We start from the raw sequence: 13,444 nt of genomic DNA on the forward strand, positions 1-13,444 counted from the left end.
GGCTAATTTATAATGCTTTACATTTCTTTAAGTATAATCATTTATCTTTGTAACGGTCGGGGTTAGATACATTAATTATGTCAAATTCATCAATAACAGTTACACCATCGACATCATACAGAGGTATAGTGCGAACAACAACGGGAGTACCTGCTGCAACAAGAGCCATTTTCTTCTCAGTTTGCTTTTGGATCGCTAGGGCTTCTTCGGGTGTACTTGGCATTTCTCCATCCAGATCTTCACGGTATACATATCCTTCCTCACCGTTAACTCCAATTGCAGCAATCAAGTCGGGCTCTTCTTGAGGAGACTTAGCCATCGCTGCTGAGCCATAAGTTTGCCCTGCTTGATTTTTAGGAAAGTTGTTGTTTTGGGTGGCAAATGCGGTTATCGCAGAGAAACTTAACAGTAGTCCTAGAACCAATGTTAATAAAAAGATTCTTTTATTACTCTTCATATAATCATCACCTTTCTATTGGGCTGTTTGTGACGGGCTAGCGAACGTTGTATAGGTAGTATATCCGTTCCCGTTATATGCTTGAGTGGCACCTTGGGAATAGTAAGAAGAGCCTTTTGTTGGAGTATAACTTGCAAAGTCACTATTCAAAATATTTGTTTTAGTTGAACTGTAAATAAAGGAAGTAGAAGCGACCAAAGTACCGCTACTATTGTACATTCTGGCACGAGCACCTAAGTAGCCAGCTGGTACTTCATTGGTAATAGGATTGGTCTGTGCCCTTGTCCAAGCGTTAGCGTAAAGTCTCCCAGATGTGGAACCGGTTGTAATACCACTGTAGTTTGAATAGTTATGCCCATAAGCTGAATAATATCCCGTCGGACTTGTGGACGTTCCAGCCCATACAGGGGTTGTTAAAACCAGACCTAAGGCTAGACCTAAAGCCAATCCTAAAAAAGCTATCCCAGTCTTTTTGATAATCCTTTTTATCATCAGAAATATCACCCTTTTCTTAATTTTTAGTATATTCAACACTAAACTAACATTATTTTCTAATCCTGACAAGTATTAGTCGTAAAAATACGCATTTTTACCTATGTTAGGGTAATGACAGCAAAATACAACGTTAAGTACATTCTAATAATAGAAATCCACAGTTCCCTTGTTTGAAAATAGAGAAACTGTGGATTTTTCGTTATTTCATCAAAAATGCTCGATTGTAAAAAATTAGTTTACTTGACACTCATCTTGGAGCTAATAATAGTCTTTTTAACGGATCCTTTGAGGAGATGTTTTATTTTGAATCCAAATAAAATACAACAGGTTAGAACGGAACAGAAATCTGCAATAGGCTCCGCAATAATTACGGCACTTGTTTTTGAAGAAATAACCATCGGAAGTATGTACACCAATGGTATAAGCAAAATGATTTTACGAAGTACCGCAATGAAAATGGAAACTTTCGCTTGGCCTAAAGCGATAAAAACCTGCTGAAATGCTAATTGTATCCCATAAATAATAGTCCCTAAAAAGAATATTTTCATAAGCTCCATAGTAAGTGTAATTAATTCGGGATCATTAGTGAAAATCATAATCGGAAGCTGTGGCAGAAAAGTAAATACGCTCCAAATAATCAAACCGAAAATCCCACAGAAGACGCTACTATATTTTATCGTGGACTTTACTCGCTCATGGTCACCAGCTCCGTAGTTATACCCAATAATCGGCTGTGCCCCCTGCGCAAAACTATTCAATAACAATGTAAATAGTTGCATGAGGACGCTCATGATCCCCATTGCAGCAACGTAAAGATCTCCACCATAATTGCCAATAGAAGTATTGAATACAATTTGAATAAGGCTTTCAGTTGATTGCATAATGAACGGAGAAAGTCCTAATGCCAACACACCGCCAGCTATTTTAAAATTGATTCGTATGTGTTCAAAACGCAGCCGTAGATGTGCTCTTTTGGAAGTAAGAAACCATATTACCCATACAGCCGATATTGTTTGCGAAATAACAGTGGCTAATGCCGCGCCTTTTACTCCCATATTCATTCCAAAAATAAAAATAGGATCAAGAATAATATTAACTGCTGCGCCTATACATATAGTTATCATAGCAGTTTTAGCAAATCCCTGTGCAGCAATAAATTGATTTAAGCCTAGTGATATAAGTACAGGAACCGACCCAATTAAGTATATGCCCATGTAATCTTCAGCAAATGGCAAAGTATCAGGGCTTGCTCCAAATAGGACTAATAGTGGGGATTTAAAGATTAGAAACGTTATGGTCAATACTGCGGAAGCAATCAATAACATGAAAAGACAACTTCCCAATAGTTCTTCTGCTTTTTTATTTTTTCCTTCTCCCATTTTAATAGAAGCTAGAGGTGCAGCGCCAAAGCCGATTAGCGCTGAAAATGATTGAATTATCATCATGATAGGGAAGACGATCCCAATACCAGTCAAGGCAAGGGTACCTGTTTCAGGTATTCTTCCGATAAACATTCGATCGACCACATTGTACAGTGCATTTATTAACTGTGCTACGATTGCTGGAGTAGCAAGTGAAAAAATAAGCTTCGGAATTTTCTCATTAGCAAAACGTTCATTCATATGATTGCCCAACCAGCCTTCCTCCTAGTTTTGAGTGTTTTAGTAGTTATTGAGTAATTAGTAGTGCTGAGATAGTAGAAGAAATTTAAAAAAGAATCACAGGTTCTAAATATCATGCTTTTACCTTTATAATTGTAACACAATTCAAATCAAAGGAGTATGTATTTAAATGTTAAGAACCACTTTAAATAACATGCCTAACATTCGATTTAAGGTGGTTTAAATGATAATTTAATGGTGTAGTACATGAAGTTGACTAATGGACCTTATATTGTGTTTATGGAAGTTTTGGAGGGGGGTCTTAGGCTGGATTCTTCAAGTACACTAAAAATCGCTTAAACGATGTTAAAACCGGGGGTGTCATCTTGAGAACGGGATCAGCGTTGTATATTCGTATTTTACTGACGCCTCCCTATGTTAAATAATTTTCAATGATTGCATCCTCTATACAATTAGTTGATTTGAATTTGAAAGCCTATTTTTGATATTAGCTGATCCGATAGAATACGTATTATTATTTTTTTGTTCGAGTAAGCAAAATGGTTTCTATTTTCCTCTGCACTGTGATAATAATCCTTGAATTACGTAGGAACCTCACTTCCTAGTATGAAAGTGCCATTAATGTGCCCACTACCGATAGACCACCCATACCATCTATAAAAGTAGCAATTCTGCACCAACCTCTAATAAAAATTCTTCATTAGTAGAGATTTTGGAATGTATTTTTTAAAAGCAGAATATAGATATAGTAGAAAAATTGGTACATGCATCAGTTCTACACATAAGCCAATTTTCCTAAGAGGTTTTATCTATTTATTCTGAAGATAGGAGTGTGTTTATGTCTGAATTTATGGCGGAAGTAATTGGTACGATGATTCTTATCATTTTTGGGGGTGGTGTTGTCGGCGGAGTTGTTTTAAAGAACTCCAAAGCTGAAGGTGCTGGTTGGGTAGTAATTACCATTGGCTGGGGTCTTGCAGTTACAATGGGTATTTATGCGGTCGGAAATATCTCAGGAGCCCATCTTAATCCTGCAGTGACAATTGGATTTGCTGCGGTTGGGGAATTTGAATGGGTGAAGGTGCCATTATACGTTACCGCACAAATGCTTGGTGCTATCATAGGGGGAGCAGTAGTTTATTTAACTTATATTGCACATTGGCGTAAAACAGATGACCCGGCTACGAAGCTTGCTGTTTTTTCAACGGCACCAGCTGAACGAAGCGTATTCGCGAATTTTCTAACAGAGACTATCGGTACGTTTGTACTATTGCTTGGCTTAATGTTTATTGGAGCGAATGCATTTACAGAAGGATTAAACCCGATGATTGTTGGGTTATTAATCGTTGCAATCGGAGTATCCCTAGGTGGACCAACAGGCTATGCCATTAATCCTGCTCGTGATCTAGGACCAAGAATTGCACATGCTATTTTACCTATTGCTGGAAAAGGTGATTCTGATTGGGGCTATGCTTGGGTTCCAGTGGCAGGACCAATATTTGGTGGTATTTATGGAGCTGTATTCTATCAGACATTTTTTGTAGGGGAAGTCACTGCCTTATTCTGGATTATGAGTGTTCTCATCTTAGCTGTGATAGCTGGAGCGATTCACGAAGATTTTAAAAAACGGGCAGAGATCTCTTAGACAGTATTTCATAGAATTGGATAAAATTGTAATAAGGGAGAGAGTGTCACCGATGAAAGATAAATTTATTTTAGCCTTGGATCAAGGTACAACGAGCTCACGGGCAATCTTATTTAATCAACATGGTCAAATAGTAGAAACGGCACAGAAGGAATTTGAACAATTCTTTCCGCATCCAGGCTGGGTTGAGCATGATGCGAATGAAATCTGGACATCCATTTTATCGTGTATTGCTGAGGTCCTTCGAAAAGCAGATGTTGCCCCTAGTCAGGTAGCAGGAATTGGTATTACAAATCAAAGGGAAACAACAGTGATATGGGATAAAAATACAGGAAAGCCGATATATAAGGCTATTGTCTGGCAATCACGACAAACAGCTGACATTTGTAAGGAATTAATTGAGAAGGGCTATAATGAGTTATTTCGTGATAAAACAGGACTTCTCATTGATGCTTATTTTTCAGGAACAAAAGTGAAATGGATCCTTGATAATGTAGAAGGTGCTAGAGAAAAGGCGGAAAATGGAGAACTATTATTTGGAACAATTGATACATGGCTAGTGTATAAGTTGTCTGGCGGAAAGGAGCATGTTACAGACTATTCCAATGCTTCTCGAACACTTATGTTTAATATATATGATTTGAAATGGGATGATGAGCTATTAGACATTTTGACAGTCCCAAAAAGTATGCTGCCTGAAGTTCGACAATCGTCCGAGATATATGCTCATACGGTAGACTACCATTTCTTCGGCAATGAGGTTCCAATTGCAGGGATTGCAGGAGACCAACAGGCTGCATTGTTTGGCCAGGCATGCTTTGATACTGGTATGGCTAAAAATACGTATGGCACTGGTTGCTTTATGCTAATGAATACCGGAGAAAAAGGTGTTAAATCTGAGCATGGTCTTCTTACTACATTAGCCTGGGGTGTTGATGGAGAGGTTGAATATGCACTAGAAGGAAGTATTTTCGTTGCTGGATCTGCTATTCAATGGTTACGTGATGGGCTAAAAATTATTGAAAGCGCACCAGAAAGTGAAGTTTTTGCGTCTAAAGTAGAATCTACAGATGGTGTGTATTTAGTACCTGCTTTTGTAGGACTTGGAACACCATATTGGGATAGTGATGCCCGAGGAGCTGTATTCGGTTTAACTAGAGGAACATCTAAGGAGCATTTCATTCGTGCTACTTTAGAATCGTTAGCATATCAAACTCGGGATGTGCTGGATGCAATGATTGCAGATTCAGGAATTGATTTGAAAACATTACGGGTAGACGGTGGAGCAGTGAAAAATGATTTCCTCATGCAATTCCAGAGTGATGTTCTAGGAGTGCCGGTAGACCGCCCTGTTGTTCAGGAAACAACTGCACTTGGTGCAGCATACCTTGCTGGTCTAGCAGTTGGCTATTGGAAGGATAAAAAAGAAATTGCCGACCAATGGCAAATTGATAGGACTTTTGAAAATACAATGGATACGGAAGTGAAGGACAATTTGTATAATGGCTGGAAGAAAGCAGTAGAAGCCACGAGAGTTTTTAAAGTGTAAATGGGTATTGGAACCTAAATAAAGTACTAATTATTGGTGGTGAGTCATTAGTTAGTTCCGTCTACAAAATATAAATTACTTTTTCATTTTGATAAAACAACTTCAAAGAGGCCCTCACGATATAAACGTTGGGGCCTTTTCGAATAATGGAGGAGAATAAATGAAGAAAATTATAAATGAACCCGATCAGGTTGTTCAAGATATGATTGATGGATTGATAGCGGCAAATCCAAAATCGTTGAAGCAGGTTCCGAACACTTTTGTGGTAGTGAGAGCTGAAGCCTCTGTTCCTGGAAAGGTCGCATTAATCAGTGGTGGAGGCAGTGGGCATGAGCCAGCACATGCTGGTTATATTGGCAAAGGAATGCTTGATGCCGCGGTGTGTGGGGAAGTATTTACATCACCAACACCAGACCAAATACTGGAAGCGATTAAGGCAGTTGATGGTGGTTCTGGCGTATTTCTAATTGTAAAAAATTATACTGGTGATGTATTGAATTTTGAGATGGCTGCAGAACTTGCAGAGGCGGAGGGTATTCAAGTAGAAAAAGTTGTCGTTAATGACGATGTAGCTGTTGAAGATAGTTCTTTTACAACGGGTCGTCGTGGCATAGCTGGGACAGTTTTTGTTCATAAACTAGCAGGCGCGAAGGCTGAACAAGGAGCTAGTTTAACGGAAGTAAAGGCAGTAGCAGATAAAGTGGTTGCGAATGTTCGCTCCATGGGGATGGCTTTAACACCTTGTACGGTACCGGCAGCTGGAAAACCTAGTTTTGAACTGGCGGAAGACGAAATGGAAATCGGTATAGGTATTCATGGTGAACCTGGGATTAACAGAGGTACCATCTCAACAGCTAACGAAATTGCTACGATTTTAACCGAAAAAATATTAGATGATCATAATTTTTTCGGAGAGGTTGCAGTGCTCGTAAATGGGCTGGGTGCAACACCAGAAATGGAACTGTTTATCATGAATAAAAGAGTGCATGAGATTCTAGGTAGTAGAGGGATAAAGGTTTATAAAACCTTTGTTGGTGAGTATATGACTTCTCTTGAAATGGCAGGATGCTCTGTGACCTTGTTAGCCCTTGATGAAGAACTGAAAGAATTATTAGATGCGGAGTCGCAAGCACCTGCGTTTCGTATGTGATAAGGGGAGCAATACTATAGAAATAACATGGCAAGGGGTAACAGGAAACAAGTCTATGAATCATTGAAAAGTTTTGCCAATTAGAAGAAGGGGCTGAACGAGTCAGACCCTTCTTCTAATACGGGATATAGTCTCCTATACTTTCATCGTAATAATACCACAGGTCATCGAGTTCATTGTGGTAATACCAAGTTTCTTCATAAGCATCATAGTAATACCATTGATCTTCTATTTCATCGTAATAGCTCCATTGTCCTGTTTCTTCATCATAGTACATATTCTCATCTTTTTCGGGATCATATGAAGGATCATCAAAGTTATCGTACCATTCCTCATCATACGATTTGTCTTCCAAAAAGTAATCCCAAAATGCATTACCAAATTCCGTCCAAAAATCGTCATAATCATATTCCCAATAATTGTAGTATTCATCATCCTCAGCGTAATCGCCACCATCAAAATAGCCCTCGCTCCATTTGTCATTGCTCGAATTAAATTGGGCAAGTATCTCATCTTCACTCATCGGTTGGCTTATCCAAGAATCGATAATGGAACGAATGGTATATAGTGGAATACTAAATCCGATGGATGCCTCTTCAATACTTTCAGCAGAATTGATCGCAATAATTTTTTCTGTTTCTTTTGATATTAAAGGACCGCCACTACTTCCTGGAGAGATAGGTGCAGATATTTGGTATAGGTTTTCATACACATATGGGTCAATAACAAAATTTCGGTTTTTTCCGGTGATATAACCCATTGTTGCGGTATTCTCTAAACCTAATGGGCTACCTAATGCAATAATCTCCTCACCAATTTTTGAAGTATCTGTTAGCTCAAGTGCAAAGGGATGAATCCCTACTAAATCTGGAACTTGAATAACTGCTACATCTGTTTCATTCGAATAACCGATCACCGTACCTAGATGTTCTGTACCACTAATCGTTTTAATAAATACCTCTGTTGCACCTTCTACAACATGAGCATTGGTAATGACGGCTCCATTTTGGTTATACAAAAATCCTGAGCCTTGACTATAATCCGTATAAACGGTATAAACGGTATTCTGTGCAGCTGCAATAATTTCTGTCAGGTCATGCTTTTGTTCCTCGTTTAGCTCTTTCCTTTCTGTGGCAGGACCTACGGCTTCAGCGATTTCTTCTGGTCTATCCGGGTCGATGCTTTTTTCGTCGATCTGATTTACCTCATCAGACGCCATAATATCAGGAAGCTTAGAATAAAATGTTGTTACAATCCAAACACTTCCAGCGATTGTACCAATTAATAATAAGGAAAGAAATATAATGGTAAAAGGGCTCAATTTTTGCTTGTGTTTTGTACCACAATATTGGCAAAAATTAGAGTTTGGCCGTCTCTCTTTTCCGCAAGATTGACAGTACATATATTAATTCCTCTCTTCTGTATTAGTTCACTAGTCTATATGATTAGTAGTATTATAGCATGAAATGACCTGTCTTTAGAGCGAATATTAACTAAATTATTTTTGTGACAGCATTATAACTATATGTGTTCTACAGCGGAAAGAAATTGTTCGGAAATAAACTGTGGTCAGCATATCGTAAAGGGTGTTTTAATCCATAAAACGATGATTACAATACCCCAACGATTGCATCACAGTTTATATCCGGTTCTACTCTTGAATCGCTTCAATATCACAGAGCTCTCTACACGAGTAATTCCCTCTACTGAATAAAGCTCGTCATTAATAAAGGCTTCGAGTTTCTGAAAGTCTTCCACTAAAACATGCATGTGTAATGTACTAGGACCAGTCATTTGATAGATGCTTGCTACACTGGGATTATCCGCCAGGTTTTGTGCGACAGTTTGTAGGCGTTTTGGTTCAACATCGACCTCGAAAAAAGCAGAGACCTTTTTTCCCATTTTTTCCGAGTTAATAACAACGGAAAACTTTTCAATTATCCCTCTGTCCATTAGACCTTGAATCCGATCCTTAACGGCAACTCTGGATAGGCCTACCTTTTCAGCGAGCTCAACATAGGATAGTCTGCCATCCTCAGATAATAACTCCAATAACTGCTTGTCTACTTCATCATATTTCATTCATACCAACCCCGTTATAATTTGTTGATTATTTTACTAGAAAATAAGACAAAAAGAAAGTGTTATAGATATTTTTAAAATTAAAGTAAAGATATTGTTCGCATTTAGTTAACTTTTGTTAATTTGTTGTTTGACAGTTTACTATATATTTCGTATTATGAAGTAAATTAAAAAAGTACTCTCGCTTACTCATTTTTAATCCTTTTGAAACGTATATCATTCAACTTTACGCAAAAGTGGAATGGTTATATGTCACAACCGTATGGGCTGGGGGCAATAGATAAAGAATAATATAGTGGGTAGAATATCGCTTTTCCACATCTTATGGCACAAGGTTTAGCTGAAAGAGGGCATTCTATATGAGTAGAACGGCAGCAAAAGTGCTTTTGCCGTGGTCATAAAATATGCGTGACCCTAAAGCTGGTGTGATATTTGATGGAAAAGCGAAGAGGACTAATACGACGGTGCTTCCTGGTAATTTGAAGTTAGGGTGAGGATATAATTGAAAACACAATGGAATTTATTTTTAGCTTTTTTTAGGGCAGGAATGCTAGGTTACGGAGGAGGACCTGCTTCCATACCACTTGTACATAAAGAAGTAGTTGAAAGGTATAAGTGGATGACGAATGAGGAATTTGGTGATTTACTAGCGATAGCCAACACTTTGCCAGGACCTATAGCGACGAAGCTCGCTGGCTATGTTGGTTATCGAGTAGCAGGTATTGTTGGGTTGTTAAATGGTGTCCTTACATCCGTTCTTCCAACTGTTTTTTTATTAAATTTCTTACTCATGGCATTGGCGTCATTTCGCGAATTTGATTGGGTTAAAGGGATGACAGCGGCTGTTATTCCAGTAGTTGGAATGATGATGTTAACCTTGACCTGGCAGTTTTTTGACAAAGCAAGGAAGGGCATGGGTTGGGTACAATCTATTACGCTGACTATTATATTATTTTTATTCCTTTATGTACTTAACATACATCCAGGGATAGTTATTGCAGGATTAATCGTTCTCGCATTAGTCATTCAGGATAAAAAACGCAAAAAAGGAGTGAGTGATTAATGCTAGTGTATTGGCAATTATTTTTGGCTTTCTTTATCCCGGGAATTTTGGGGTATGGGGGAGGCCCTGCATCAATTCCACTGATCGAAAATGAAGTTGTCGGACGTTATAGTTGGATGTCTGTTCAAGAATTTAGTGAAGTCCTAGCGGTGGCAAACTCATTACCTGGACCAATTGCAACGAAAATGGCAGGTTATATCGGTTATGAGGTTGGTGGTGTATTAGGTGCTTCTATCGGTATATTTGCCTCGGTTGCACCATCACTAATTATCCTGATGGCATTACTAAGTCTTTTAAATAAATACAAGGATTCACCAAAGGTAAAACGAATTACTCTATTTGTCCGTCCAGTTATTGCGATACTGCTTGGCTATATGGCATGGAGATTTTTCTTTGAATCGTATGAGGGTATTGGATTACTGCACACTATTCTTCTAAGCGTAGTGAGCTATCTGTTAATCGAAAGGGTCAAGATAAATCCAGCCTTTGTGATATTGGGTGCATTCGTTTATGGGGGATTCTTATTATAATTATACGGCGTACTCCGAAGCGGAATGCGCCGTATGTAATCAAAATAAATTATTTAATTAACCCTAATTGCTGTAAACCGGTAAAAATTCCAGCCTCTGATACTGCTGTTGTTTTATATTTGGCATATTGAAAAAGCTCTGGGTGGGCATTTCCCATAGCGAAGCTTGCTCCAACGGTCTCTAGCATTTCTTTGTCATTCATCCCGTCACCAAATGCAATCGCTTCATTAGGTGAAATACGTAGCTTTTCTAGAACTAGTTTGACTGCTTCCCCTTTGTTCATCGATTTTCGAATAATATCATAGGAATCTTTTGCACCGTTCACATTAATTTGTGCTAAGCGAATATCATCATTCAGTACATAATGTGATGCTTCTTCTGATAATGCATTAAGAATGTTTACACCTAATATATCATCTAGCTTATCTTCACGAATCGCTTCTACTTTTTCCAACTGGAACAATTCAATGAAATCCTTCATTAAAATAGAATCCGTATTGGTTACATAGTTTGATGCCCTTGCTTGGAGGAGTACCTCATGATTAAACTTTTTAGCAATAGCTAGAAATTCTTTTACCCATTCTTCTTTCATTGGTGCATGCACGAGAATCTCTTCTTGATAGATTGTATATGCCCCATTGAAGCTAATATAGGACTCTATATTTAATTCATCGGCGATTTCCTTTAGTTCATTTTCTGGTCTACCAGTAGCAAGGAAAACTTCAATTCCTTGAGAACGGACCTGCTCTATCGCTTCTTTCGTTTTCGGATGATAGGTATGGTCTGGGTTAAGGATCGTTCCATCAATGTCTAAAAATAAAATCTTGTATGTCATATGACTCTCCCTTTTAAACTATTTTAATTATAAGTGTAGCACAATAAAAAGATTCCGCTATAATTATAAGTGAACTAGTGAGAATATTAAACAAATAGTAGTGATTTTAGTATTTTCCACTCTTTTTACAACAATGTTAATGACTATTAAAATTGTCAAACCTTATACATAAGGCAGGGGAATCATATGAACATTAGAAAACTATACAAAGATGAAGTACCACCACTAGATTTGCTTTTATTAGCAGACCCTTCTGAAGAAATGATTATGGGCTATTTGCAAAGAGGAACATGTTACATTGCAGAAGATGAGAATAGTGTCCTAGGTGTTTTTGTCTTACTTCCTACTAGACCGGGTACGATCGAGCTAGTAAATGTTGCCGTCATAAAAAGACATCAAGGGAAGGGGATAGGTAAAAAGCTAGTTATGTTTGCAATTGATAAGGCACGGGAAAGTGGTTATCAGTCTATTGAAATTGGAACAGGAAATTCTAGTATCGGACAATTAGCCCTCTATCAAAAATGTGGTTTCAGAATAATAGGTATAGATCCAGACTTTTTTATTACTCATTATTCTGAAGAAATTTATGAAAATGGGATCCAATGCCGAGATATGATTCGTCTAAAGCTTGACTTGTAGAAAGTTATCATTTTGAAGCTTGCTAAAATTATAAACAGGAAAGCTACAGAAATATTTTTCTTACGTATTGTATGATTCGTAATTCGCTGGAACAATGTGATGGTAGGGTGTTCAATATGTGTTATGTTGAGGCTGTTGGGATTCTATCAACGATTATTGATGTTGTGAAGCATAGGAAGTGCTAAAAATGTTTAATGAATTAAAATCAGATTGTAAAAATTGCTTTGGGTTATGTTGTGTAGCGTTACCCTTTGGGAAATCAGCTGATTTTCCTTATAGTAAAGAAGGTGGAATTCCCTGCCAAAACTTATGCTCCAATAATAGTTGTGCAATTCACGACCTATTAAGGGAAAGAGGCTTTAGGGGATGTGTTTCCTATGAGTGTTTTGGCGCTGGACAGCATGTTTCGCAATTTATTTATAAAGGTGAAGACTGGCGTCGTGATTCTGGATATGCCGGTGAAATGTTTGCTGTATTTCCACTGATACAACAACTTCATGAGATGCTTTGGTATCTTAAGCAAGCTTTGTCCTTAAAGGAAGCCGAGTCGTTTAAAGCAGATTTGCAAGAGATATACAAGGAAACAGTTGACTTAACCCGAAGAAAGCCAAAGGAGATTTTAGAAATTAATCTTGCAGCACATAGAAGCAATGTCAATGTCTTATTAGTAAAGGTAAGTGAAATTTATAGAAAAGACATCCATTCTCATAGCAATAAGAGAGAGAGAAAGAAAGATAGTGACTTTATAGGGAAAAGTCTATATGGACGAAGGCTACAAGGTGAGGATTTCCGAGGGAAGATAATGATAGAGTCAAATTTAAGCTATTGTGATTTAAGAAAGGCTGATTTTATTGGTGCCGATCTTAGAAATGCAGATTTAAGAAGTGCTGATTTAACAGATGCTCTATTTCTTACGCAGTCACAAATTAATTCAGCAGTAGGAGATATTCACACTAAACTCCCAAGTTATTTAGAGATGCCAAGTCATTGGAATGGGTGAAATTAGAGGCTGGGACAAAACCCCAGTAAATAAAAAAAGAGTGGTACTTACCTAAACAGGTGAATACCACTCTTTTTATGCACACAAAAAGGACACCTTTTGATAAAATTAAAGTTACCACACAATAATCTTTGGAGGTGTCCCTATGTTTAAACATTATACCATGAATCAAGTAGTTTTGCCGTTAGATTTAGAAATAAAATTACAAGAAAATGATATTGCATACACCGTTAATGAATTAGTAGAAAGCATTCCAGAAGAGGCATTTGATGGTTTTTTGCGTGATACCGGTTGTCCAGCCTATCATCCACGAATGATGATGAAGATTATTTTGTGTGCTTATACGCAATCTGTTTTTTCAGGTAGAAAGATTGAGG

At 37.8% G+C, this 13,444-nt stretch carries 14 protein-coding genes; 8 read left to right on the plus strand and 6 right to left on the minus strand.

The window, feature by feature from the left end:
- Positions 1-37: 37 nt before the first annotated feature.
- From KI338_RS08500 to KI338_RS08510, 3 genes are all read right to left on the minus strand, one after another.
- Complete coding sequence (locus KI338_RS08500; protein WP_212920567.1) at positions 38-457, minus strand: peptidase M56 BlaR1; 420 nt, start codon at positions 455-457, stop codon at positions 38-40.
- Between the two features lie 15 nt (positions 458-472).
- Positions 473-949: a hypothetical protein gene (locus tag KI338_RS08505; RefSeq protein WP_212920568.1), complete on the minus strand. Its 477-nt coding sequence runs from the start codon at positions 947-949 to the stop codon at positions 473-475.
- Positions 950-1,188: 239 nt separating this feature from the next.
- A complete protein-coding gene (locus KI338_RS08510; protein WP_212920569.1) occupies positions 1,189-2,586 on the minus strand; it encodes an MATE family efflux transporter in 1,398 nt (465 codons plus the stop codon).
- A gap of 826 nt (positions 2,587-3,412) precedes the next feature.
- Between KI338_RS08510 and KI338_RS08515 the strand changes: the two genes are divergently transcribed.
- The 3 genes from KI338_RS08515 (at position 3,413) to dhaK (ending at position 6,918) form a co-directional block, all read left to right on the plus strand.
- Entirely contained in the window at positions 3,413-4,219 is an 807-nt protein-coding gene (locus KI338_RS08515) for an MIP/aquaporin family protein (protein ID WP_212920570.1), read from the plus strand.
- Positions 4,220-4,271: 52 nt separating this feature from the next.
- On the plus strand, positions 4,272-5,768 hold the full coding sequence (glpK, locus tag KI338_RS08520) for a glycerol kinase GlpK (protein WP_212920571.1): 1,497 nt from the start codon (positions 4,272-4,274) through the stop codon (positions 5,766-5,768).
- 160 nt (positions 5,769-5,928) lie between these two features.
- Positions 5,929-6,918, plus strand: coding sequence for a dihydroxyacetone kinase subunit DhaK (gene dhaK, locus KI338_RS08525; RefSeq protein WP_212920572.1), 990 nt, complete (start codon positions 5,929-5,931; stop codon positions 6,916-6,918).
- A 115-nt stretch (positions 6,919-7,033) separates the two neighbouring features.
- Here dhaK and KI338_RS08530 read toward each other — a convergent pair whose 3' ends face one another.
- Positions 7,034-8,320 carry a trypsin-like peptidase domain-containing protein gene (locus KI338_RS08530; RefSeq protein WP_212920573.1) on the minus strand — a complete coding sequence of 429 codons (1,287 nt, stop codon included), beginning with the start codon at positions 8,318-8,320 and terminating at the stop codon, positions 7,034-7,036.
- Between the two features lie 230 nt (positions 8,321-8,550).
- The gene (locus KI338_RS08535) at positions 8,551-9,000 is read right to left on the minus strand and encodes an Lrp/AsnC family transcriptional regulator (RefSeq protein WP_212920574.1); all 450 of its coding nucleotides are present in this window, start codon (positions 8,998-9,000) and stop codon (positions 8,551-8,553) included.
- 502 nt (positions 9,001-9,502) lie between these two features.
- On the opposite strand from KI338_RS08535, the gene KI338_RS08540 reads away from it, so the two are divergent.
- Complete coding sequence (locus KI338_RS08540) at positions 9,503-10,063, plus strand: chromate transporter (protein ID WP_212920575.1); 561 nt, start codon at positions 9,503-9,505, stop codon at positions 10,061-10,063.
- Positions 10,063-10,593, plus strand: a complete 531-nt coding sequence (locus KI338_RS08545) for a chromate transporter (RefSeq protein ID WP_212920576.1) — start codon at positions 10,063-10,065, stop codon at positions 10,591-10,593. The genes KI338_RS08540 and KI338_RS08545 overlap by 1 nt, the downstream gene beginning before the upstream one ends.
- A gap of 49 nt (positions 10,594-10,642) precedes the next feature.
- On the opposite strand, the gene KI338_RS08550 is transcribed toward KI338_RS08545, so the two are convergent.
- On the minus strand, positions 10,643-11,428 hold the full coding sequence (locus tag KI338_RS08550; RefSeq protein ID WP_212920577.1) for an HAD family hydrolase: 786 nt from the start codon (positions 11,426-11,428) through the stop codon (positions 10,643-10,645).
- 186 nt (positions 11,429-11,614) lie between these two features.
- Here KI338_RS08550 and KI338_RS08555 point away from each other — a divergent pair, with 186 nt between their 5' ends.
- The 3 genes from KI338_RS08555 to KI338_RS08565 form a co-directional block, all read left to right on the plus strand.
- A complete protein-coding gene (locus tag KI338_RS08555; protein WP_212920578.1) occupies positions 11,615-12,067 on the plus strand; it encodes a GNAT family N-acetyltransferase in 453 nt (150 codons plus the stop codon).
- A 187-nt stretch (positions 12,068-12,254) separates the two neighbouring features.
- Positions 12,255-13,067 carry a pentapeptide repeat-containing protein gene (locus KI338_RS08560; protein WP_212920579.1) on the plus strand — a complete coding sequence of 271 codons (813 nt, stop codon included), beginning with the start codon at positions 12,255-12,257 and terminating at the stop codon, positions 13,065-13,067.
- Positions 13,068-13,212: 145 nt separating this feature from the next.
- Positions 13,213-13,444 (plus strand): transposase (locus KI338_RS08565; RefSeq protein WP_212920580.1); only part of this gene is annotated, 232 nt, incomplete at its 3' end.

Origin of the sequence: Ornithinibacillus bavariensis, assembly GCF_018333235.1 — a bacterium.
GTDB classification, from domain to species: domain Bacteria; phylum Bacillota; class Bacilli; order Bacillales; family Amphibacillaceae; genus Ornithinibacillus; species Ornithinibacillus bavariensis.